Annotated in this window: 17 protein-coding genes; 4 read left to right on the top strand and 13 right to left on the bottom strand. The window is 66.1% G+C overall.

Translation table 11 applies throughout. From position 1 onward, the window contains the following. Positions 1-3: 3 nt before the first annotated feature. Together ACVWYO_RS22020 and ACVWYO_RS22015 are read right to left on the bottom strand one after the other, a co-directional pair. Entirely contained in the window at positions 4-1,623 is a 1,620-nt protein-coding gene (locus ACVWYO_RS22020; protein WP_457354469.1) for a glycoside hydrolase family 43 protein, read from the bottom strand. Then, positions 1,620-2,894 (bottom strand): MFS transporter, encoded by a 1,275-nt coding sequence (locus ACVWYO_RS22015; RefSeq protein ID WP_457354467.1) that lies wholly within the window; start codon positions 2,892-2,894, stop codon positions 1,620-1,622. The genes ACVWYO_RS22020 and ACVWYO_RS22015 overlap by 4 nt, the downstream gene beginning before the upstream one ends. Positions 2,895-3,155: 261 nt before the next feature. Between ACVWYO_RS22015 and ACVWYO_RS22010 the strand changes: the two genes are divergently transcribed. Beyond that, positions 3,156-6,155 (top strand): TonB-dependent receptor plug domain-containing protein, encoded by a 3,000-nt coding sequence (locus ACVWYO_RS22010; RefSeq protein ID WP_457354465.1) that lies wholly within the window; start codon positions 3,156-3,158, stop codon positions 6,153-6,155. Between the two features lie 24 nt (positions 6,156-6,179). On the opposite strand, the gene ACVWYO_RS22005 is transcribed toward ACVWYO_RS22010, so the two are convergent. From ACVWYO_RS22005 to ACVWYO_RS21985, 5 genes are all read right to left on the bottom strand, one after another. Next, a complete protein-coding gene (locus tag ACVWYO_RS22005; protein WP_457354463.1) occupies positions 6,180-6,317 on the bottom strand; it encodes a hypothetical protein in 138 nt (45 codons plus the stop codon). A gap of 97 nt (positions 6,318-6,414) precedes the next feature. Beyond that, positions 6,415-7,332, bottom strand: coding sequence for a polysaccharide deacetylase family protein (locus tag ACVWYO_RS22000; protein WP_457354461.1), 918 nt, complete (start codon positions 7,330-7,332; stop codon positions 6,415-6,417). After that, a complete protein-coding gene (locus ACVWYO_RS21995) occupies positions 7,329-8,222 on the bottom strand; it encodes a polysaccharide deacetylase family protein (RefSeq protein ID WP_457354459.1) in 894 nt (297 codons plus the stop codon). The genes ACVWYO_RS22000 and ACVWYO_RS21995 overlap by 4 nt, the downstream gene beginning before the upstream one ends. Continuing rightward, positions 8,222-8,902, bottom strand: coding sequence for an isochorismatase family protein (locus tag ACVWYO_RS21990; RefSeq protein ID WP_457354457.1), 681 nt, complete (start codon positions 8,900-8,902; stop codon positions 8,222-8,224). The genes ACVWYO_RS21995 and ACVWYO_RS21990 overlap by 1 nt, the downstream gene beginning before the upstream one ends. Beyond that, positions 8,899-9,831 carry a hydroxymethylglutaryl-CoA lyase gene (locus ACVWYO_RS21985; protein ID WP_457354455.1) on the bottom strand — a complete coding sequence of 311 codons (933 nt, stop codon included), beginning with the start codon at positions 9,829-9,831 and terminating at the stop codon, positions 8,899-8,901. The genes ACVWYO_RS21990 and ACVWYO_RS21985 overlap by 4 nt, the downstream gene beginning before the upstream one ends. Before the next feature lie 636 nt (positions 9,832-10,467). Between ACVWYO_RS21985 and ACVWYO_RS21980 the strand changes: the two genes are divergently transcribed. Beyond that, the gene (locus tag ACVWYO_RS21980; protein WP_457354453.1) at positions 10,468-11,982 is read left to right on the top strand and encodes an acetyl-CoA hydrolase/transferase family protein; all 1,515 of its coding nucleotides are present in this window, start codon (positions 10,468-10,470) and stop codon (positions 11,980-11,982) included. Positions 11,983-12,033: 51 nt separating this feature from the next. Here ACVWYO_RS21980 and ACVWYO_RS21975 read toward each other — a convergent pair whose 3' ends face one another. Together ACVWYO_RS21975 and ACVWYO_RS21970 are read right to left on the bottom strand one after the other, a co-directional pair. Next, positions 12,034-13,605, bottom strand: coding sequence for an oleate hydratase (locus ACVWYO_RS21975; protein WP_457354451.1), 1,572 nt, complete (start codon positions 13,603-13,605; stop codon positions 12,034-12,036). Positions 13,606-13,691: 86 nt separating this feature from the next. Next, positions 13,692-14,570: a LysR family transcriptional regulator gene (locus tag ACVWYO_RS21970; protein ID WP_457354449.1), complete on the bottom strand. Its 879-nt coding sequence runs from the start codon at positions 14,568-14,570 to the stop codon at positions 13,692-13,694. A 91-nt stretch (positions 14,571-14,661) separates the two neighbouring features. On the opposite strand from ACVWYO_RS21970, the gene ACVWYO_RS21965 reads away from it, so the two are divergent. After that, positions 14,662-15,633 (top strand): NAD-dependent epimerase/dehydratase family protein, encoded by a 972-nt coding sequence (locus ACVWYO_RS21965; RefSeq protein WP_457354447.1) that lies wholly within the window; start codon positions 14,662-14,664, stop codon positions 15,631-15,633. On the opposite strand, the gene ACVWYO_RS21960 is transcribed toward ACVWYO_RS21965, so the two are convergent. Genes ACVWYO_RS21960 through ACVWYO_RS21950 form a run of 3 tightly spaced genes read right to left on the bottom strand, consistent with a single transcriptional unit; the run spans position 15,630 to position 17,570 of the window. After that, positions 15,630-15,842: a helix-hairpin-helix domain-containing protein gene (locus ACVWYO_RS21960; RefSeq protein ID WP_457354445.1), complete on the bottom strand. Its 213-nt coding sequence runs from the start codon at positions 15,840-15,842 to the stop codon at positions 15,630-15,632. The genes ACVWYO_RS21965 and ACVWYO_RS21960 overlap by 4 nt on opposite strands. After that, positions 15,839-16,333, bottom strand: coding sequence for a nucleoside deaminase (locus ACVWYO_RS21955; protein WP_457354444.1), 495 nt, complete (start codon positions 16,331-16,333; stop codon positions 15,839-15,841). The genes ACVWYO_RS21960 and ACVWYO_RS21955 overlap by 4 nt, the downstream gene beginning before the upstream one ends. A gap of 49 nt (positions 16,334-16,382) precedes the next feature. After that, positions 16,383-17,570: a DUF2252 family protein gene (locus tag ACVWYO_RS21950; RefSeq protein WP_457354442.1), complete on the bottom strand. Its 1,188-nt coding sequence runs from the start codon at positions 17,568-17,570 to the stop codon at positions 16,383-16,385. 223 nt (positions 17,571-17,793) lie between these two features. Here ACVWYO_RS21950 and ACVWYO_RS21945 point away from each other — a divergent pair, with 223 nt between their 5' ends. Beyond that, positions 17,794-19,902 (top strand): M3 family metallopeptidase, encoded by a 2,109-nt coding sequence (locus ACVWYO_RS21945; protein ID WP_457354440.1) that lies wholly within the window; start codon positions 17,794-17,796, stop codon positions 19,900-19,902. Positions 19,903-20,020: 118 nt separating this feature from the next. Here ACVWYO_RS21945 and ACVWYO_RS21940 read toward each other — a convergent pair whose 3' ends face one another. Then, complete coding sequence (locus ACVWYO_RS21940) at positions 20,021-22,558, bottom strand: beta-glucosidase (protein ID WP_457354438.1); 2,538 nt, start codon at positions 22,556-22,558, stop codon at positions 20,021-20,023. Positions 22,559-22,571: the final 13 nt, after the last annotated feature.

Below are 22,571 nucleotides of genomic sequence, written 5' to 3'. Positions count from 1 at the left end.
CGATCAGCCGGGGTCGTGGCCTTCGTAGCGGAACGAGCGGAAATCGGCCGGGATCGCTGTGCCCGCCATATCCTGGCATGCCATGCCGACGAAGGTGCCCGTGAAATTGGGCAATCCGCCGAGCGAGGCCTCGTCCGACAGGATGCTCGCGTCGAGGATCCCAGGCGCGTCGTGCCACGCCATGTCGCCTGCGCGGCGCCAGCCGAAGCGGAGCCGGTCGTCCTCTACCACGACGCGCAAATCGAGCGCGCCGTCAGGGAGCGCGTCCGTGACGAGCGTCATCGTGCAGCTGCCATCGTGGGGCCAGGCGCTCATCACCTGCAGCTGACGCGCGCCCTGGTCGCGGGTGATGTGGAGATAGTGGAACTTGGTGCTGTTGTAGTAGCAGATCAGCCCGGCGGCCTGCTGGAAGTTGGCCGGGTCGAACTCGAGCTGCGTCGTCGCGGTGTAGCGGAAATGCTCCTGCCGGCGCGCGACCAATGCCTGGCGAAAGCTGCTGCCGATGCTTTCGCGACCGTAGAGGCGCAGATGTCCGGGGCGCTCGGTCAGACTGAACAGCGCCTCGGTCTGCGCGGTCCGCAGCCATTGGAATTCCTCGGGCAGGACCGGATCGGCAAATTCGCCGTCCCATTCGATCTCGGGCCACGGCGCGGACGGCAGAGCCGGCGCCGCCGGATGCGGGTCGGGCGCGGCGCCGTCGGTGCGCGTACGCAACCAGCCATCCGCGCCCCATTGCACCGGTTGCAGCGCGGTCTCGCGCCCCATCACGCAGCGTTCGCGCCCGGGCAGCGGGCGTCCGCACAGATAGGCGATCCACGTCGTCCCGTCGGCCAGCTCGACCAGATCGCCATGCCCGGTCCGCGTCAGGGGCCCCGAACGCCGGCCCGCAGCGGTAAGCACCGGACCATCGGGATGTACCTCGTATGGCCCGAACAGCGAGCGTGACCGCGCCATCACGACGGCATGGTCCCAGCCGGTTCCGCCTTCGGCGACCAGCAGATGATACCAGCCATCGCGCTTGTAGAGATGCGGCCCCTCGGTGAAACCGAGTGCGGTCCCCTCGAAGATCACGCGGCGCTCGCCGAGCAGCGTCAGCGTCGCCCGGTCGAGCTCCTGGACGACGATCCCGGCGAAGCGCGAACCGCCGGGGCGATGGTCCCACAGCATGTTGAGCAGCCAGCTGCGCCCGTCATCGTCATGGAACAACGCCGGATCAAATCCGCTGGCGTTGAGGAAGACCGGATCCGACCAGGGCCCCTCGATCGTCTCGCTCGTGACCAGGTAATTGTGGAAATCGCGCAGCGACACGCCCGTCGCGCCGTTGACCGTGGTCTGCCCATAGCGCTTCACATCGGTGTAAATCAGCCAGAAGCGGCCGTCGGCATAACTGAGATCGGGCGCCCACACGCCGCATGAATCGGGATCGCCGAGCATGTCGAGCTGGCTCGGACGATCGAGCGGGCGCGCCGCCAGCCGCCAATGGACGAGATCGCGGCTGTGATGGATCCGCACGCCCGGATACCATTCGAAGGTCGAGGTCGCGATATAGATGTCGTCGCCGACGCGCACGATCGAGGGATCGGGGTTGAAGCCGCGCAGCACGGGATTGGTGAGGTGCGTCATTTGGGTTTGCGTACCAGCGTCCAGAGGAGGATGGCGCCGAGCAGATCGAGCATGCCCAGCACCGGGAAGAACGGGCCATAGCCGATCTGATCGACCAGCCGCCCGAGAACGAGCGTGAACAGCAGCACCCCGAGATTGGCTGCCAGCCCGGCAAAGCCCGCGACCGTCGCCACTTCGTCGCGCGGGAACAGGTCGGAGGCCATCGTGATGACCGTCACCGACAGTGTCTGGTGCGCGAATCCGCCAAGGCACAGCAAGGCGATCGCGACATAGGGGTTGGACGCCATGCCGACGAACGCCATCCCGGTCATCAACACCGCGCCAAGCGAAAAGGCCCAGCGCCGCGCGTCGATCAGGTCGACGCCGCGGCGTTGGAGATAGGCCACCACCGCGGGCCCGAACAGGCAGCCGAGATCGGCAGCGAGAAACGGCAACCAGGCGAAGATCGCGAGCTGGGTCAGGTCGAAACCGCGCACGCGGACGAGATAGAGCGGCATCCAGAACGACAGCATCCCCCACACCGGATCGGCCAACATCCGCGGCAGCGCAATGCCCCAGAGCTCGCGGCGCCCGAGCAGTTTGGACAGGCGCTGGCGTTTCGCGCCGGCCGACAGCCGCTGCTCCTGCCCCGCTTCGATATGGGTGCGCTCCCGTGCGCTCAGGCGGCGGTGGCGGGCAGGGGTCTGATACCAGAACAGCCAGCCGACGCACCAGATCAGCCCGAGCGCACCGGCGACGAGGAAGGCAAGCCGCCAGCTCTGCGTCAGGACCGCCCAAGCGACCAGCGGCGGCGCGAAGACCGCGCCGAACGACGCGCCGATATTGTAGATCCCGCCCGCCAGCCCGCGCTCGCGTGCCGGAAACCATTCGGCGACGAGCTTCTGCCCGGCCGGCTGCGCCGAGCCCTCGGCGAGCCCGAGCGCGAAGCGCAAGCCGGCAAAGGACGGCCAGCCCTGCGCCCAGATATGTGCCATCGTAATCAGCGACCACACGGCCACGCAGAGCGTGAAGCCGATCCGCAGCCCGGCGCCGTCGAGCAGATAGCCGATCGCCGGCTGGAACATCACGCCGACCTGAAAGGCGCTGGTAATCCACGAATATTGCTCGCTCGAGATCGCCTGTTCGCGCAGGATCACCGGCGCCGCCACGCCGAGCACCGAGCGCGCGAGATAGTTGAGGATCGTCGCGCCGACGAACAGTGCGATGATGCTCCAGCGCAGATAAGGGAACGGCCGCAACCTCGGCGTGCGGGTGTGTGCCGTATCGTTCACGCGAATCCGTCTCCCGATCGTATGGTAACGCTCACATACCCTGCTTCTGCCGAACTTCCAGAGCACGGCGCCGCCCTGGACTGGTTTTTTGACCCAATTCGGACCGCTACGCGAGGTTTCTTGTCGGAGTATTGACTCTCCTGTCAAGTCTCGGTAGTCATCGATGATAACGTTACCGTATCAACGCAGAGCAGCGCGACGGGACCGTTTCACGCCATCAGGTGCGCAACGCACCGACGGTTGAGGGAGAGGGGAAAATCCATGAAGCATCCATCGTCGTCGCGGCCGACCTCAAAATACGCGGCCAATCGGGGGCGCCATCGTGCGCTGCTGACGGGCAGCGCCGTCGCGTTGATCGTCGTATCGGCGGCGACACCGGCTTTCGCTCAGAGCACCGCACCCGCGCCGGCTCCGCAACAGGATGCCGAGCGCGCTCCGGGCGTCAGCCAGGGCGATCAGACCGCCAGCGATATCGTTGTCACCGGATCGCGCATCAAGGCGAGTGGCTTCACCGCGCCGACGCCGACCACGATGGTCGATGTCGCGCAGATCCAGAACAACGCTCAGCCCAACATCTTCACGACGATCGCGCAATTGCCCTCGCTGCAGGGATCGAGCGGATCGACCACCAACACCTTCAGCACATCGAGCGGTCAGCAGGGGCTGAGCTCTTTCTCGCTGCGTGGGCTCGGCACGATCCGCACGCTCACGCTGCTCGACGGGCAGCGCGTCGTCGGCGCTTATTATACCGGCGTCACCGATATCAGCCTGTTCCCGCAATTGCTCGTCCAGCGCGTCGACGTGGTCAATGGCGGCGCCTCCGCCTCCTACGGCTCGGACGCGGTCGGCGGGGTCGTCAACTTCATCACCGACACGCATTTCACCGGCCTCAAGGGCAATGTGCAGGGCGGCATCAGCACCTATGGCGATGACGGGCAGGGGCTCATCCAGCTCGCTGCTGGGCGGTCATTTCTGCAGGATCGGCTGCACGTTGTCGTCAGCGGTGAATTCGCAAAGGAGGGCGGCGTCGGCCCGGGCGATTTTGGGACCAGCCTCGCCAGCGGTCGCGACTGGTTCACCCAGACGACGATGATCAACCGCAACGTCACCAATGACGGCTCGCCGCAATATGTCATGCGCGATTACGCGCAGCCGTACAATTTCACCAAATATGGCCTGATCACCGCAGGCCCCCTGCAGGGAATCGCCTTCGACAAGGCCGGGCAGCCGTTCCAGTTCCAATACGGCTCGAATGGCACCCCGTCGCGCGCTGCCAACGGCGCGGTCAACGGATGCTTCCCGGGCTTCTGCGTCGGGGGCGATCTGTCGGGCAACACCGACACCGGACGGACGCTCCAGTCCGCGATCCAGCGCGTCGATGGCTATGGCCGCATCGGGTACGACTTCGCCGAGAATAACGAGGCCTATGTCACCGTGAACATCGGCCAGGTGCGGACGCACAACCAGCCGACCAACGGCGCCAACAAGACCGGCCTGGTGTTGCAGTGCGCGAACCCGTTCGTACCGGCATCGGTCCAGCAGGCGTGCGCCACCGCGGGGGTGACGCAGTTCCAGTTCGGCACCGCCAACGCGCTGCTCCCCAACACGCGGGTCGATACCGACCGCCGGCAATATCGCTTCGTCGGCGGATTGAAGGGCAAGTTCGGGATGTTCGGGACCGACTGGTCGTATGACGCCTATTACGAGCATGGCCTCAATACGACCGCCGTCGACGTCAAGAACGTCGTGCTCACACCGCATTTCAACCAGGCGATCCAGGCGATCTCGCTGAATGGCGCGATCGTCTGCGCCGATCCGGTAGCGCGCGCGAACGGCTGCGTGCCGCTCAACATCATCGGCGGCGCGACGCCCTCTGCGGCCGCACTGCAATATGTCCAGCCGGCGAAGGGCCCGCGCCAGCGGCTGCGGATGACGCAGAACGTGGCGAGCCTGTCCTTCTCGGGCACGCCGATCGATCTGTGGGCGGGGCCGCTCGCGGTCGCGTTCGGGGGTGAGTATCGCCGCGAAGCGTATTCGGTCCGCGCCGACCCCTATGGCGCGGGCGTCTCCGATCTGAGCCCGAGCAACGCGGACTATCCCGCCGATCCGACGCTGCTGGCTGCCGGAAACAACTGGTACGCGGGCAATTACAAGAACGGCAGCGGCACGTATGACGTCAAGGAGGGCTTTCTCGAGCTCAACCTGCCGCTGTTCAAATCCGACACGGTCGGCCGCGCCAACCTCAACGGCGCCGCGCGCGTGACCGGATACAGCACGTCGGGCACCAACTGGACGTGGAAGATCGGGGGAACGTGGGAGACGCCGATTACGGGCCTGCGGCTGCGCGCGGTCACCTCGAAGGATGTGCGCGCGCCGAATCTGTCAGAGCTGTTCGCTGCGCCGGTGACGACGACGCTGCCCAACTTCCTCGATCCGACCCGCAACGTGAACGTCGTCGCGATCCAGAATGCGATCGGCAATCCCAACCTCAAGCCCGAGAATGCGCGTAACACCGAGATCGGCGCGGTCTATTCGAACCCGCCGTGGCTGCCGGGCCTGAGCCTGTCGTTCGATTACTATCGGATCAAGGTGAAGGACGTCATCTCGAGCCTGAGCGCGGCGCAGATCGTCGATCTGTGCTTCCGCAACATCCAGCCGCAGACCTGTAGCGCGTACAACCTCAACAACCAGTCGGGGCCGAACTTCATCAACGTCCAGGCGTTCAATTTGGCGTCGATCAAGACCGACGGCTTCGATGCCGAGGCAAGCTATCGCTGGCAGCGCCCGCTGGGTCTGCCGGGCAGCTTCACGATCCGCGCGCTCGCCACGCACATCTTCGAATTCATCACCGATCCGGGCCTGCCGGGCGTCGCACCAACCGACTCGGCGGGGGTGAACACCGGATCGACGCCACGCTGGAAGTGGCTCGCGATCCAGAGCTATGCCAACGACCATTTCAGCTTCACGCTGCAGGAGCGCTGGTTCAGCGACGGCAATTATGGCAATCAATATGTCGTCTGCGCGGCGGGCAATTGCCCGGTCTCGACCGCCAACGCGCCGACGATCGACAAGAACTTCATGCCCGGCGCGTTCTATTTCGACATTGGCGGGTCTTACACCTTCGCCAAGAAGCTGACCGCCTATTTCAAGGTCGACAATGCGTTCGATCACGACCCGGCGCCGTCGCCGACCTATGCCAACCCAGCTTTGTACGACATCGTCGGGCGGCTCTACCGTGTCGGGGTGCGCTTCGAGTTCTGACGCGCGACTGGGTGCGGTCGTATGTCAGCAGGCCGCGCCGCCGCGATCCATCGCCGCGCGCCGCAGGGGCGAACCGTCGTCCTGCGGGTTGCCCCCGGGCACCCGATGGACGTCGCCGCGCTCGAGATACGCGGGCATGTCGAACCCGTCGTCGAGCGTCATCGAGCCAAGCGGGGCGGGCAGATCGCCGACCGGATCGTTGCGCGGCGCAGCGCGTGTCTCGGTCCGCGCGGTGCCGGCACCGTGGGCGCGTGCTCGATCATGATACGCGGCGGAAGCGATCGACGATCTCGTCCCCGCGGGCGAACCAGGTGTCGGGCCGCGCCGCAAGGTCTGCGAGCAACGCCTCGAACGCGTCCATGCGATAGGGCAGGCCGATGATGTACGGAGTGAGGTGCAGCGGCAGCAACCGTCCGCCCCCCTGCGCCGCTGCTTCCTTGCTCAGCCAGTCGTGCGCGTCGAGGATCTGCTCGGCATAGCTGTCGACCGATTGCTGCTGGACGTTGAGAATCTGGCGGTCGGACAGTTCGTGGTTGAGCGGGACGTTGACCAGACCGTTCGAAAACGCCCACGGCGCCTCGTCGTTCGCCCAGTCGACGCAATAGTCGACGCCCGCTTCCTTGAGCAGGCGCACGGTGTTGAAGCTCTGCGAACGCGCGATCGAATGCCAGCCGCGCGGCCGCGTTCCCGCGACCTTTTCGAGCGTGTCGAGCGATTGCGCGATCAGCGCGCGTTCCTCGTCGATCGGCAGTCCGCTCGCGATCGTCCCGTTCATGTCGGTCGAATGCGCGATGATCTCGTGCCCGGCCGCGACCATGTCGCGGATGATCGAGGGGTAACGCTCGGCGATCGCGCTGTTCACCGCGACCGATACGCTCACACCTGCCGTGGCGAAGGAATCGAGCAGCCGGTAGAAGCCGACGCGCGTGCCATATTCGCGTGCGGTATAGTGCCGGTAATCGGGATAGGCCGTTTGCATGTGGCCGGGCGCGCGGAACGGGGTGTCGCTGGGTAGAATCGGAAACCATTCGAGGCTGACGACGATCCACGCCGCGACCGTCTTGCCGTCGGGCCAGGCGATCGGCGCGCGCTCTGGCAAGGCCTCGTACGGATAGAGGTCGTGGTCATACCCCAAGCGGCGCTTGGCATAGTCCAGATAGGTCGGGTCGAGGCTCATGCGATCTGCCCCCGGTAAGCATCGGCGATGTCGCCGGCGCGGGTGATCCAGGCGCGTCCGTCGGCGGCGATGTGCCGGAGCACTTCCTCGAACGCGGCTATGCGGTGCGGCTGGCCGATCAGATAGGAGTGGAGCGGGATGCACATCACCGTGCCGCCGGCACCGCCTTCCTGTTCCGCTTCATCGGCGAGCCGCTCATACTGGCGGATCAGCGTTCGGGCGTATTCGCGCGGGCTCATATTGTAGATGAAGAAGCCGTAATGGTCGTTGACCTCGAGGCTGTAGGGCATCGAGATCAGGTCGCCGCGGGCGGTCCTGACCGGCATCGGCTGGTCGTCGTGATACAGGTCGCAGGTATAGTCCATCCCGTATTCGGCGATCAGGTCGAGCGTGCGCGGCGTGTGGGTCAGCGCAGGCGCGAGCCAGCCGCGGATCGTCTGCCCGGTTGCTTCGCGCACGGTGCGGATCGAATCCTCGATGATCGCGCGCTCCTGCGCCTCGTCCATCCCGTACGAATAGCGGGTGTTGTAGATGCCGTGGCTGAAGAACTCCCAGCCGCGCGCCACGCCGTCGGCGACGACTTCGGGGTGATGCTGGCACAGCGCCACCGACAGCGAGACCGAGCCGGGAAAACCGTGCTTGCTCATCACCTCGGCCATCCGCCAATGGCCGACGCGATTGGCATGGTCGCGGTGCGCATAGCCGACGACGTCTGGGTGCGGCCTCGCCCAGCTCTTGCGGTGCGGATTGGCGGGCGGGTCGATCTCATAATATTCGAGATTGGGCGATATCCAGACCGCGACCTGCTTGTTGCCGGGCCACACCAGCGGCTTGCGGCCGCGGTACGGGGAGAAGTCGTACAGCGCGGGATCGGGGGCGCCTTCTTGCATCAACGTGCCTCCAGCCAGTCGATCACCGTCTGGACCGGCTCGACATCGGCATATTTCAGCTGGAGATCGGTCAGATTGGCGAAGTGGTAGCTCTCATGCTTGTCGGCGCAGGTCTCGATCGGAACGATCGTGCGATAGCCGCGGCTGAGACTGTCGACCGCGGCGGCGCGGACGCAGCCCGAGGTCGAGCCGCCGGTGATCACCACCGTGTCGACCTTGTGCCACACCAGCAGGCTCTGCAGCGGCGTTTCGAAGAAGGGCGAGGGCATCCGCTTGGTGTAGACCGCGACCTTGGCATGATCGATCTCGCAACGATCGTCGAAGGCGTGGCGGCGACTGTCGTATTTGATGTTCTGCAGGCTGTCGGGCGTGTCGGTGCGCGTGCCCCACACCCCGGCGTCGCTCGCGTCATCCATATAGGCGACGTGGGTCCAGATCACCGGCATGCCTTTCTCGCGCGCAAGCCGCGAGATCGTGTTGGCGTATTCGATCTGGCGCGGGTCGGTCTCGTACGCGGTCTTGAACTCGTCGATCCGCGTATAGGCGTTCTGGAAATCGATGTTCACGATCGCGAGCTTCTCGCCGAAGCCGAACTTGCTGCGCGCCGGATTGGCCATCACCTCTTCGAACAGTTCGCGCGCGGTCTTGTCCGAGCGCACCATTTTCGTACCGAGTGTCATGCTGCGTCTTTCCATCCAAGGGGGAGGCCGGCATCGGGAAGGAAGCCGTAGAGCGGTTCGCCCGGCAAAGCCTCGGCGAGAATTGACCGCACCGCGACCAGTGCGTCGAGGTCGATCCCGGTCTTGAGCCCCATCGACGCGAGCATGAAGCACAGATCCTCGGTCACGATATTGCCCGAGGCACCCGGCGCGAACGGGCAGCCGCCAAGGCCACCGAGCGAGGAATCGAGCGTCGTCAGCCCGCATTCGAGCGCCATCAGCGCATTGGCGAGCCCGAGCCCGCACGTGTTGTGGAGATGGATGCCGGTGAGCGCGGCGTCGCCTGCGACACCCCTGACCACCTTGATAAGGCGCTTGACCGCGGCCGGATCGGCAAAACCGGTCGTGTCGGACAGCCCGACCTCGTCGCAGCCCGCCGCCATCAGCGACTCGGCGAGGCGGGCGACCTGCGCGTCGGGGATCATCCCCTCGAGCGTGCAGCCGAACACGGTCGAGAGCGACCCCTCGAAATGCGGCCGCTCGCTTGTCGGCAGCGCCTTGATCATCTCGGCGATCAGCTTCGCCTCGGCGAGCACCTGCGGATGCGTCCTGCGGAGATTGGCAAGGCTGTGCGTCTCGCTCACCGACAGCGGCAGCGTGATCTTGTGCGCGCCGGCCTTGATCGCCGCCTCGGCGCCCCTGGCATTGGGCACCAGCACCGCGACGGTGAGACCTGGAATGGTCCGGGCATGCGCGACGATCTCGGCGGTGTCGGCAAGCTGCGGCAGCAGCTTGGCGGGGACGAAGCTGCCCACTTCGATCTCGCGCAGGCCAGCAGCGGCTTCCGCGCTGATCCACGCCTTTTTCGCCGCGGTCGGCATGATGCGGGTGATGCTCTGAAGCCCGTCGCGCGGGCCAACCTCACTTACCAGGACGTCGATATCGGCCATCAGAGTTCCGTTTCGCGGTAATTTGTTCTATAGCTATACCAAATGCTTTGGGTCTGTCATCTCACAGATCGACCTTCTGAAGATTTATCTCGAATGGCGGATACGGACGGTGTTCGCGGCGGAAACGACGCGCGGGATGATCGGGGCACTGTTCGCCAACGGTGCCGTGGCAGGGCGTCCAGCGCTTCAAGCCGCCGCGAACGTCGCCCTTCGGCCTCGCGCACCACAGCGGCATATTTCGTCGTCATGTCGAACGGCTTGGCGTGGAGCGGCCCGGGATGTCGGACGCAGCGCGTCCCGGCGACGATCGCGGTGGGGGCGCCGCGTGACCTCGCATCGACGCGCGGCGCCCGCACGCAGCCGGTCGTGCTCAGCGCGGTCAACAGCGCGCTGCCACGCGCGCCACCAGCCGGGCGCGGGCAGGGGCGGAGGCAAGCCCGAAAGCGAGATACTCCGGCGGCATATGGACGGTGCGACGCGATGCTGGAAGGGGCACCCATGCGGGTTGATGGTGGTGTTTCGGTCGCAATGAGCATAGGCACCGCGCGGACGAGCGTTCCCACGGGCCGAGCGGTAGCGACCTTCGAACGCGGGGTCTGACGGCATGGGCTGCGGCCCGGTGAAACGAGGCCTCTGATGAGCAACATTCGCATCGACAACCCGACCCTGCGCGGGCGCGTGATGAGCGCCGAGCAAGCGGCCGCGCTCATCACTTCGGGCAGCACGATTGGGATGAGCGGCTTCACCGGTTCGGGCTATCCCAAGGCGGTCCCGCTGGCGCTGGCCGCGCGGATCGAGGCCGAGCATGCCGCCGGACACCCGTTCCGCGTGCGGATCTGGACCGGGGCCTCGACCGGCCCCGAGCTCGACGGCGCGCTGGCGAAGGCCGACGGCATCGAATTCCGGCTGCCCTACAATTCGGATCCGATCGCGCGCGAAAAGATCAATCGCGGCGAGATGGAATATTTCGACATGCATCTGAGTCAGGTCGCGCCGATGGCGTGGCAGGGGTTTCTCGGACCGCTCGACACCGCGGTCATCGAAGTCTCGGGCATCCGCGCCGACGGCTCGCTCATTCCCTCCTCGTCGGTGGGCAATAACAAGACCTGGCTGGATCGTGCCGAGAAGGTGATCCTCGAGGTCAATCGCTGGCAGAACCCCGCGCTCGAAGGGATGCACGACATCTATTACGGCACCGCGCTGCCGCCGCACCGCGTGCCCATCCCGCTGGTCCGCGCCGACGACCGGATCGGCGAGGCGTACTTTCGCGTCGATCCCGACAAGATCGTCGCGATCGTCGAGACGGACGCGCCCGACCGCAACCTGCCGTTCGCCGCACCCGATGCCGCGGCGCATGCGATCGCCGGGCATCTGATCGAGTTCTTCACCCACGAGGTCGCGCGCGGGCGCTTGCAGGCGTCGCTGCTGCCGCTCCAGTCGGGCGTCGGCAACATCGCCAATGCGGTGCTGACTGGTCTTGTCGACGGCCCGTTCAGCGACATGACGTCGTTCACCGAAGTCATCCAGGACGGGATGCTCGACCTGCTCGACTCGGGCAAATTGCGGATGGCGTCGGCGACCGCCTTCTCGCTCAGCCCCGAGGCGGCGGCGCGGCTCAACGCCGATCTCGGGCGCTACCGCAACGCGATGATCCTGCGCCCGCAGGAAATCAGCAACCATCCCGAGTTGATCCGCCGGTTGGGCTGCCTGGCGATGAACGGGCTGATCGAGGCGGACATTTATGGCAACGTCAATTCGACGCACGTGATGGGATCGCGCATCCAGAACGGCATCGGCGGATCGGGCGATTTCGCGCGCAACGCCTATGTCTCGATCTTCATGACGCCATCGACCGCCAAGGGCGGCAAGATCTCCGCGATCGTGCCGCAGGCGAGCCATGTCGACCATATCAGCCAGGACGTGCAGGTGCTGGTGACCGAGCAGGGTCTCGCCGATCTGCGCGGGCTCAGCCCCAAGCAGCGCGCGACGCTGATCATCGAACGCTGCGCGCATCCCGATTACCGCCCCGCGCTCGCCGATTATTATGCGCGGGCGCGGGTCGGGTCCTATGGCCAGCAGTCACCGTCGCTGCCGGGCGAGGCCTTGTCGTGGCATCAGCGCTTCATGGAAACGGGGTCAATGCGCTTCTGACCGGGACGCGCGCCGTGGCGCGTCCCGGGCCGGGTCGGCGGTCTGGGGGCGCTAGCGGTGCAGCGTCCGGATCGCGTCGATGATCACCTGGGGACTGTGCAGCCCCTTATAGACCGGCGGCGGGGCCTTATCGAGCTTGAGCAGCGTGTAGACCGCGGTCATCGCGCTGCGGATCGAATATTCGACGGTGAACACGACATCGTCGGGTTGCTCGGCGAACTGGCCGAGAAAGGCGAGGTTGGTAGATCCGGTCGGCACCACCAGCGGCCGGTCGCCCGCTTTCCGCGGCATGAACTGGCTGGTGATGTACGGCATTGCGCACGGGATGCAGTTGGAGGCGGCGAGCACCGCGGCGGTATCGGGTGCGCTGAAGCGCAGATGGCCGAGCACTTCCTCCAAAATCTCCGCGCCGGTGCAGTCGACCAGCGGCTTCTTGACGTAATCGCCGGGCCGATCGTGGAACAGGCCGTACCCCCACCACACCGCGACACCCTCGGGCTGGTCGGGGAAGAAGGGCTGGTGATAGATCGACAGCGTCAGCAGCCACGCCGATTGCTTGAAGGTGATCAGCCCGCCGGTGCCCGCAGCAACTCCGCTGAAACGCTCCATCAGTTCGAGGAACAGCGGGTCGTTGACCGTGACGGTGAAGGAGATCCACGAACTCTCCGCAACATTGCCGTTGAACGCGGCAGGGTTGCCGAACGCGGGGCGCCCTTGCGCCAGCTTCTCCCACAGGTTCCACGCGCCCGAATGGCTGGTCGTATCGAGGCCGGGGGCCTTGGTCATCGATCCGAACGCCTTGTCGGCGGTCATCGAGCCGTTGGTGACGAACACCAGGTCGCCCGTCGCCACCGGTATCGCGACCGGCCCATCGGCGGTCATCGTCGAAATGCTCGTCACCGTGACCGCGTCGCTGCCCGCGGCGAAGCCCAGATCCTCGACGCGCACGCCGTGGCGGAACTGGACGCCGCGGTCCTTCAGCCACGTCATCAGCGGGACGATCATGCTGTCATACTGGTTGTAGACGGTGCGATAGATGTCGTGCTGGACGTCGATCGTCGAGAAATGGTGGACGAAGCGGCGCAGGTAGCGGCGGAACTCGATCGCGCTGTGCCACGGCTCGAACGCGAACAGCGTGCACCATTCCATCCAGAAATTGGTCTCGAAGAAATGCGCGGTGAAGCAATCGGTGATGCGCTTGTCGTCGAGCAGGCTTTCGGGCTCGCCGATCAGGGTGACCAGGTTGATCCGGTCATGCGCGCTGAAGCCCATCGCATGCGCGTCGCGCACGCTGCCGTCGAGATTGACCAGCCGGACCTTGTTGTCCCACGGCCAGCTCTTGGCCGCCCGGTTGGTCTCCTCGGTCACCGAGATGGCCGGGTCGGTCGCCGAGGGGATGCCGGCGAACAGCGCGAAGGTGCATTGGTACATCGCCTCGAACATGCGGCTGCCGCTCATGAAATAGCCGTCCTGCGCGGTGCCGTGCGCATCGAACGCGCCGCCGCTCTGGTGGCTTTCCTCGAGGATCGTGATGTCCTTGCCGGCGACGTCGCCATCGCGCAGCAGGATGGCCGCCCCAGCGAGCGAGGCGATGCCACTGCCGACGAATGTATAGCTGCTCATGGCCTGCGATCCTCTGTCCGAAAATCGTGCTTTGCGCGCGTCGACGGCGTATCGCTAAGCCCCGGAAACTACCCAGAAGGGCATGGCTACAGTGAACTGAACTCGGCCACGAGCGCGTCGAACACGGCACGGCAGCGGGGGCTGTTGCCCAGATCTTCGTGCATCACGATCCAGACGCTCAGATCCATCGCGAAGCCGTCGGGCAGTATCCGGACGAGCCGCGGATCACGGGCCGCAACCGGAAGCTGGCAGATGCCGATCCCGAAGCCCGCCCGGATGGCGGCAAGGTGTGCGAGGTCGCTATCGACCCGCAGCGCAAAGGCCGCGCGGTTCAGTTCGGGGAAACGCTCGACAATGGCGCGGATCGCCGGGGTTTCCGTATCGAAACCGATCAGATCATGGTCCGCGAGCGCGGCCAAGGTCGACGGAGTGCCGCGCCGCGCCAGATAGTCCGCATGCGCGTGCAGACCGAGCGGGATCGGCGAGACCTTGCGCGCGATCAGCGACTGTTGCGTTGGCTGCACCATGCGGACGGCGATATCGGCCTGGCGCTGCAGCAGGTTATCGACGGTGTTCGACGCCGACAGCTCGAACGTGAGGGCGGGATGGCGCAGCCGCAGTCGCGCCAGCATTGCCGGGAGGTGCTCGGCGCTCACCACCTCGCTCGCGCTGATCCGGACCGTTCCGGCGACCGTACCGGCGCCGCCATCCGCGGTGCGCAGCAACGCCGCCGCGGTCGATCCGAGCAGTTCGGCATACGGTCTGAGCTCGATGGCGGCAGCGGTGGGCGTGAGGCCGCGGTGCGTTCGGACGAACAGATCGCGGCCGATCGCCTGCTCCAGCGCATCGATATGCCGCGCGACGCTCGGCTGCGTCAGCCCAAGGCTTCGCGAAGCGCCCGACAAGGAGCCCGTACGCAACACCGCGTCGAACGTGCGGTACAGATCCCAGCTCGGCATGTTCATCTGTTTGCGTATACCCGATCGCCAGTTTTCCGCGATTTCGTTGAGTCCAGATCCCGCGCATTGCTCCGTTACACGCAGTGGAGGACGCAACATGGAACGCAAGATCGCATTGGTACTGGGCGCAACGGGCGGGATCGGCGGCGCGGTCGCGCGACGGCTTGACGCAGGCGGCTGGCACGTTCGGGCCCTGCACCGCGCGCCCGACGGCGTGGCTGACCAGCATGGCTTCGAGTGGCACGCCGGCGACGCGATGGTCGCCCGCGACGTCGCTGCTGCGGCCGAGGGTGCAGCGCTCATCGTCCATGCGGTGAACCCGCCGGGATATCGCGACTGGGATACGTTCGTGCTGCCGATGCTCGACAATACCATCGCTGCTGCACGCGCCAACGGTGCCCGGATCCTCTTTCCAGGCACCGTCTATAATTACGGCCCCGACGCCTTCCCCCAGATTGCGGACGACGCGCCCCAGCATCCCGGTACCCGCAAGGGCGCCATCCGCGTCGAGATGGAGCGCCGGCTCCGCGCGTTCGCCGACAGCAAGGCGGGGACCGTGCTGATCGTGCGTGCGGGCGATTTCTTCGGGCCGGGGGCGCTGAACACCTGGTTCGCGCAGTTGGCGCCGGCGGGCAAGCGCCCCGCTGCCGTCACCTATCCCGGTCGGCGCGGCGTCGGGCATCAATGGGCCTATCTGCCCGACGTGGCCGAGACGATGATGCGGCTGCTCGAGACCGACGGACTCGATGCCTTCGCCAGCTTCCACATGGAAGGCCTGTGGGATGCCGACGGTACGCAGATGACCGACGCGATCTGTCGGGCGCTCGGCGATCCCGCGGTGCCGGTCCGAAAGACACCCTGGTGGATCATGCGGCTGATGGCGCCGTTCGTGCCCACGATTCGCGAGGTGCTGGCGATGAAATATCTGTGGGACCGGCCAGTCCGGATGACGAATGCCCGTCTCGTCGCAAGGCTCGGACCCGAGCCGCGCACCCCATTGGATGATGCCGTGCGCACGACGCTCAAGAGCATGGGATGCGTGAAGTGCGGGACGGGCGCGCGGTCCTAAAGCCCGTCGCGCCCGACCGTCAGCGCCGCCTTGCTCGCGTCTGCCTTGCCGGTAAGGCCGGGCACCTCGTCGAGCTGGCGCAGATCGGTAAAACGACCGCGCTCGCCGCGATAGCGGACGATCTCGAAGCCATGTCCGTGCAGCCCCGGGATCTGATCGAGTTCCTCGGCGCTCGCGGTGTTGACGTCGGTGAGGGGAGCGTCGCTCATAGATTTGCCTGTTCTTCCTTGGGGAGATCCGCGTCGGGCCCATAATACAGGGTGGCGCACGCGTCGGCGAGGCAGCCGCCCTCGATCACGATGTCGTCGCGATAGGCATCGCCGATGAAGCTCAGCGTATCGACGTGACGCGCCTCGAAATACATCGGGTGCACGTCATCCTTGCCCGCCCCGTAGACTACACGACCGACCTTGGACCAGATCGAGGCCATCGTGCACATGCCGCACGGCTGCAACGTCGAATAGAGCGTCGCGCCGCGCAGTTCGAGTTCGCCCGTGTCCTCGCAGGCACGGCGGATCGCCATCATTTCCGCATGCGCGGTGGCATCGGGCAATTCGTGCGTCTGATTGCGCTCGGCGGCAATCACCTTTCCGTCGAGCACGATCACGCAGCCGAGCGGCGATGTCGACGGGTCGGAACCTTTCGACCGCGCGACCTCGATCGCCATTCGCATGTAGGTTTCATCGTCGTCGGCGGGCATCGGGGTCTCCTTGTCGAAGGCGCAACGCACATCGCGCGAAATCGACGCGTCAGGCGGCAAGTGCATAGCGACGGCAATGGTCGAGATAGCCCGCCTCGTGGCTGCCAGCGAGCGAGACCACGCTCTCCCACAGCCATGACGGCGTATCGATCGCGCCGCGACGGTCGGCCTCGAGCACGGTGATCCACGCCGCGCGGGTCGCACTGTCCATCTGCCGGGCATGCGCCTTGCCGACGACGAAGGCGAGGTAGCGCGCCGAGCGGACCGCCTCGGCATGGTTGAACTGGTCGACCTCGAGCTTGATGTCCTGGGGTGCCAGCTCGCGGATGAACAGCGACCGGTCGAGCAGGCGGACAGCCTTCATCCGCGTTCCCAGATGCGGCGAAAGCGCGCGCGCCGCAGCGACGACGCGGTCACCGTTATCGGCCGGCATCTCCGCAGTGGCGGCGGCGGGCGCGATCGGCGCGGTCGCCTCTTTCAGATCGACTAAGGCATAGGACCGACGCCCCTTGCTCGTCTTCATCCCGACGATCGCGGCGTAGCGGAGCAGCCCGAGCGAGCTGCACCCCTTCATCCAATAGGCGGCATCGACCAGGCGTACGTCGCGATTGGCGGGCTTGCCCTTCATCGACAGGATCAACCGCGCGACATCGGGATCGGCGAAGAGATGCTCGAGCGCGGCACGTTCTTCCGCCGCCAGCGCCCAGAACTTCTTGCCGAGCGGGATGCGGGGCTCGACCGCGTCGAGCCGTTCCTTGGCGAGGTGGCGCCAGCGACGGCCGAGCGCGGCGCGCTTGATGCTGCGCACCACCTCGGGCTCGACGCCCGGGTCGCCGCTGGTCGGATCGTGGATCGCGGCGGCATAGCCATCGACCATCTCCTCCATCATGCGCGCTGTCGTGACGCCGGGCAGGTCCGAGCCGCGCGCCGCCGTCGCCAGCGACAGGCCGAGCCGGATGAGGTCGTGCGCGGGATTGCCGATGACTGCCTGATCGAGGTCGCGGATCTGGATCTCGACCCGTCCCTCGGCATTGGCGAGCGGGCCGAGGTTGCCGAGATGGCAGTCGCCGCAGATCCAGATGGCAGGTCCCTCGGGCACGCGGCGCGCGGCCGGCGAGACTGCCAGCCAGTCATAAAACTTGGCCGTATTTCCGCGTACATAGGCATGGGCCGAGCGCGCCATCTTGAGGGTGCGCGTCGCTTCCAGGATAGCGGAACGGTCGGTAGGCAGGGGCATCGGCAGGCAACCTCGATCTGTGGCGAGCGCATCAACGCGCGTCGGCCGCATTTGTAACGCAACGTTGCTCGAGCGACGAAAGTCGAGCCCGCCGGCGATCGATGCGCGAACCTGCGGTCGCGGCGAGGACCCACGGCTCGGCCGGGGGCAGGCATTGGTCGTACAGGGTCGACAAGCGGCAGCTGCCTTCGCTAGCGTCTCCCGGTTCCCGAAAGGACTGAAGATGCGCCATACGCTCCTGCTTGCCACTGTTGCCGCCGCGATCGGCATCGCTCCGGCCGAGGCCGCCAATCCTTTCGCGCAGCGCAGTACGCTGCCGTATCAGGCGCCGCCGTTCGACAAGATCCAGGATGGCGATTATCAGCCGGCGATCGAGCAGGGGATCGTCGAAAGCCTCGCCGAGGTTCGCGCGATCGCCGACAATCCCGCCGCGCCGACCTTCGACAACACGATCGTCGCGATGGAGCGCCAGGGGCAGATGCTGGCGCGCGCGCAAGCGGCGTTCGGGCAGGTGGCGCAGGCGAACACCAATCCGACGCTGCAGGCCGCGCAGGCCGCCCTGGCGCCAAAGCTCGCCGCGTATGGCGACACGATCTACCTCGATCCCAAGCTGTTCGCCCGGGTCAAGACGTTGCACGACCACAAGTCGTCGTTGAAGCTGGATGCCGAGCAGGCGATGCTGGTCGAGGAATATTACACGTCCTTCGTTCGCGCCGGCGCGCAACTGTCGGCGGCCGACCAGACGACGCTGCGCGACCTCAACAAGCAGATCTCGACCGCCGGGATCGCCTTCCGCCAGCGGTTGCTCGCGGGCACCAAGGCAGGCGCGCTGGTGCTCGATGATCCCGCCAAGCTCGCCGGGATGGCGCCGGGCGAGGTTCAGTCCGCCGCACGCGACGCCGCCGATCGCAAGCTGCCGGGGAAGTATCTGCTGCCGCTTCAGAACACGACCGGCCAGCCGGCGCTCGAATCGCTGAGCGACCGCGCGACGCGCAAGGCGCTGTTCGACCAGAGCTGGACGCGCACCGAAAAAGGCGACGCCAACGATACCCGCGCTGCGATCCTCCAGCTGATCGCGCTGCGTACGCGCAAGGCCAATCTGCTCGGGTACAAGACCTGGGCGGATTACTCGCTGGCGGAGCAGATGGCCAAGACCGCCGACACCGCGCGCGGCTTCCTCGATGCGCTCGATGCCCCGACCGCGGCGGCGCAGGCGGTTCAGGTCGGCGAGCTTCAGCAGGCGATCGACGCGGAGAAGGGTGGCTTCAAGCTTGAGCCGTGGGATTGGGAATTGTACGCCGAGAAGGTCCGCAAGGCGAAGTTCGACCTCGATCTCAACGAGACCAAGCCGTATCTTGAGATCTGGAACGTCCTCGAGAACGGGGTCTTCTACGCCGCCAATCAACTCTATGGGGTGACGTTCAAACGGCGCACCGACATCCCGACCTATCATCCCGACATTCGCGTCTATGAGGTTTTCGAAGAAGGCGGGAAGCCGCTTGGGCTCGCCTATTTCGATTATTGGAAGCGCGACAACAAGTCGGGCGGCGCGTGGATGAACAGCTTCGTGCGGCAGGCGAAGATCTTCGGGACCAAGCCGGTCATCGCCAACACCGCGAACTTCACCAAGCCCGCGGCGGGGCAGCCCGGGCTCGTCACGTTCTCGGACGTCCGGACGATGTTCCACGAGTTCGGCCATGGCCTGCACGGATTGTTCGCCAACCAGACCTATCCGACGCTGTCGGGCACCGCGGTGGCGCGTGACTTCGTCGAATTTCCATCGCAGTTCAACGAACATTGGGCGCTCGAGCCGCGCGTGCTTGCGCATTACGCGCACCATTACCAGACCGGCGCGGCGATGCCGCAACCGCTGGTCGACAAGATCAAGCGCGCCGAGACGTTCAACCAGGGGTACAGTTTCGGCGAGACGCTGGCCGCGGCACAGCTCGACATGGCGTGGCATTCGGTCCCGGCGACCGGGGTGCCGACCGATGTCGATGCGTTCGAGGCCAAGGCGCTCGGTGCGACCGGGCTCGACGTGGCGCACGTTCCACCGCGCTATCGCAGCAGCTACTTCGCGCACATCTGGGGTTCGGGCTATGCGGCGGGCTATTACGCCTATCTCTGGACCGACATGATCCAGCAGAACGTCTATGACTGGTTCGAACAGCATGGCGGGATGACGCGGGCGAACGGGCAGCGGCTGCGCGATCTTGTCCTTTCGCGCGGGCATACCGAGGATTATACCGTCATGTTCCGCGCGATGACCGGGCACGAACCGCAGGTCGCGCCGCTGTTGCGCAAGCATGGACTGGACCCGGCAAAACCGTAACGGGGCATCGCGGCAACCTGCCGCAAGCGCCGAGCGCCGGCGGGGGCTCGGCATCCGTCAATCGGGATCGCTTCCGACTGACGGATGCCGGTGCACCGTCAACATCCGCGGCTCCGTTCTATCGCGCGAAACGGCCCGCTTCGACCAGGTCGGCCGGCGATGCGGAGGTGCCGACCCACACCGTGTAGCGGCCCGACGGAATCACCCAGCGATGCTGCGCGCTGTCCCATACCCCAAGCGGATGGTTGCTGGCGGCCGGATCGATCGCGATCGTCACCGTCTGCGTGGCACCGGGCTCGACCGTAACGCGCCCGAACCCGACGAGGCGCTTCGGCGGCTGTTTCACGCCCAGCCGATCCGCGCTTTCGGGGAGCGAGACATACGCCTGAACGACCTCGGACCCCGCGCGCCGACCGATATTCTTGACGTCGAGCGAGACACGATATCCGCCCGCCTGCGGATCGACAGCGAGTTTGGGCGCCGATGTCGCGAAGCGAGTGTAGGACAATCCATAGCCGAACGGGAACGCCACGCAGCGATTCACCCCGCCGGTTGTCGTGCATTTTCCGCCCGCATTCGCGTCGTACCAGCGATAGCCGATGGCAAGCTTCTCGCTATATTGGACGGCTTGAAACGTACCCCCCGCGTCGCGCACGCCGGGAAATTGATCGGGCGCGATCTCGTCGAGGAAACCCTTGCCCGCGACGGGGAAGGTGACGGGCAGTCGTCCGACCGGATCGGCACGCCCGAACAGCAGGTCGGCGACGATGCTGCCGTCTTCCTGCCCTGGAAACCACGTCTCGAGGATCGCAGGCCCGTGCGGTCCGAGCAGCGCCGGATCCATCGCAACGCTGGCATTGTCCTTCAACACAAGCACGGTCTTTTGCGGCATCGCCACGCCCGTAGTCGAGCGCGCAGCGAGGATGGCGTTAAGCATAGCGCCGGTCTGGCTCGACTTGGCGGTGTTGCCCACGGGATCGGTCGTGGCGATCGCACTCGGTTTGGCGACATACCAATCGAGCGACAGGCCCGCCGCCGCGCTTGCCGCCAGCTGGTGGCCGTACTTGTCCACGAAGGTCGCGCGATCGGCGCCTTCCTCGGCATTGGTGCCGGCCATGACGACGACCGAGTCCGAGGCGCCGATCATCTCGAGCGCCTTGGCGAACGGGACCGTCACCCCATCAATCGTCGCGCTGGCGTTGGCATCGTCGATCAGCACCAGCTTGACCACCGCGTCGTCGCGCCGGAGCTCACGCAGCGCGGTGCGGATGCCATCGACCGGGGAAACGGTGTAGTCCGGCACCACGTCCGAGCTTCCGCCGCCCGCACCCATCGCCTTGCCGAGGATCGAGCCGCCCGCGATCGCCTGTTTCGCATAGGGTTGCGAGGCCTTGCCGACGAGCGCGATGCTGCGCACCGTCGCCGACAGCGGGAGGGCGCCGTTATTCTGCAGCAACACCGCCGCGCGCGTGCCGATCCGCCGCGCCGCCTTCCCGCCCGCGACGAAATCGATCGGCGTCTGGACCAGCTTGCGGTCGAAGATCCCGGCCTTGAACATCTGCGTATAGCGCCGTTCGAGCGCGGTATCGATCTGGCCGATCGACAGGCTGTGCTGGTCGATCGCGGCGCCGATCTTGTCGGGCGACCAGTAGAGCGGGGTCGGCATTTCGTGATCGGTCCCCGCCTCGAGCGACGGTACCGTGTTCTTCAGCGCGAAGAAATCGGTCTGGACGTACCCGCTGAATTTCCAGTCGTCACGCAGCACGCCGGTCAGCATCGCCGTGTTGGCGCACGCCTGCAGGCCGTTGAGGTAATTGTACGAACACATGATCGCGGCGACGTTGCCGTCCTTCACGCTCATTTCGAACGGCAACAGATAGAGCTCGCGCAGGACCTGATCGTCGACGGTCTCGCGGATCGTCATCCGGTTGGTTTCCTGCTCGTTGGCGACGAAATGCTTCGCCATCGCGATGATCCCGGCCGACTGTACCGCCTTGGTCTCGGCGACCGCCATCGTGCCGGCGAGATAGGGGTCCTCACCGAAATATTCGAAATTGCGGCCGAGGATCGGCAGGCGCGCGAGGTTCATCCCCGGCGCCTCGAAGACGTGCAGCGCGAGATTGTTCATCTCCGTCGCGATCACACCGCCAAAGTCGGTCGCCACGCGCGGGTCGAACGATGCCGCCACCGCCATGCCCGAAGGGAGCGCGGTCGCGTGTGCCGAACTCGGGTGCGTGTAGGGGGCGAAAAAGGGTGCGTTGCCCGCCGGTCGTGCCTTTTCCACATCGCGCGAGACGCAGTCGTTCTGGCCGACCCCGACCGGGCCGTTGGTGATCCGGAAGGTCGGGATGGCGAGCTCGGCAATGCCCGTGACGTGGCGCGCGCCGAAGCAATTGGGCAGTTCGGGAAGCACCGACGGTGCGCTGCCGGTCAATTGCTGGAGCTTCTGTGCGAGCGACATCGCCGCGACGAGCTGGCGCGCGCGGGACCGGGCGATCGCCTCCTTGGCTGCATCGGCGCGCGCGGCCGCTTGCTTTGCGACGACGGCGGGTGCCATCCAGGACGGGGGCGGCGATGCGGGCGCGGTGCCGGGAAGGCCTAGCGCCAGCGCCCCCACTCCTGCGAAATGGGCGATACGCGCGGTGCGGATGGTCATGGTCTGCTCTCCT

This window comes from Sphingomonas sp. UYP23 (assembly GCF_054059235.1).
This window is presented reverse-complemented; position numbering and strand designations above follow the sequence as displayed.

Coding starts and splice junctions, on each gene's coding strand:
- ACVWYO_RS22020 (WP_457354469.1), bottom strand. CDS start 1,623: ATGACGCACCTCACCAATCCCGTGCTGCGCGGCTTCAACCCCGATCCC.
- ACVWYO_RS22010 (WP_457354465.1), top strand. CDS start 3,156: ATGAAGCATCCATCGTCGTCGCGGCCGACCTCAAAATACGCGGCCAAT.
- ACVWYO_RS22005 (WP_457354463.1), bottom strand. CDS start 6,317: ATGACGCTCGACGACGGGTTCGACATGCCCGCGTATCTCGAGCGCGGC.
- ACVWYO_RS22000 (WP_457354461.1), bottom strand. CDS start 7,332: ATGAGCCTCGACCCGACCTATCTGGACTATGCCAAGCGCCGCTTGGGG.
- ACVWYO_RS21995 (WP_457354459.1), bottom strand. CDS start 8,222: ATGCAAGAAGGCGCCCCCGATCCCGCGCTGTACGACTTCTCCCCGTAC.
- ACVWYO_RS21990 (WP_457354457.1), bottom strand. CDS start 8,902: ATGACACTCGGTACGAAAATGGTGCGCTCGGACAAGACCGCGCGCGAA.
- ACVWYO_RS21985 (WP_457354455.1), bottom strand. CDS start 9,831: ATGGCCGATATCGACGTCCTGGTAAGTGAGGTTGGCCCGCGCGACGGG.
- ACVWYO_RS21980 (WP_457354453.1), top strand. CDS start 10,468: ATGAGCAACATTCGCATCGACAACCCGACCCTGCGCGGGCGCGTGATG.
- ACVWYO_RS21975 (WP_457354451.1), bottom strand. CDS start 13,605: ATGAGCAGCTATACATTCGTCGGCAGTGGCATCGCCTCGCTCGCTGGG.
- ACVWYO_RS21970 (WP_457354449.1), bottom strand. CDS start 14,570: ATGAACATGCCGAGCTGGGATCTGTACCGCACGTTCGACGCGGTGTTG.
- ACVWYO_RS21965 (WP_457354447.1), top strand. CDS start 14,662: ATGGAACGCAAGATCGCATTGGTACTGGGCGCAACGGGCGGGATCGGC.
- ACVWYO_RS21960 (WP_457354445.1), bottom strand. CDS start 15,842: ATGAGCGACGCTCCCCTCACCGACGTCAACACCGCGAGCGCCGAGGAA.
- ACVWYO_RS21955 (WP_457354444.1), bottom strand. CDS start 16,333: ATGCCCGCCGACGACGATGAAACCTACATGCGAATGGCGATCGAGGTC.
- ACVWYO_RS21950 (WP_457354442.1), bottom strand. CDS start 17,570: ATGCCCCTGCCTACCGACCGTTCCGCTATCCTGGAAGCGACGCGCACC.
- ACVWYO_RS21945 (WP_457354440.1), top strand. CDS start 17,794: ATGCGCCATACGCTCCTGCTTGCCACTGTTGCCGCCGCGATCGGCATC.
- ACVWYO_RS21940 (WP_457354438.1), bottom strand. CDS start 22,558: ATGACCATCCGCACCGCGCGTATCGCCCATTTCGCAGGAGTGGGGGCG.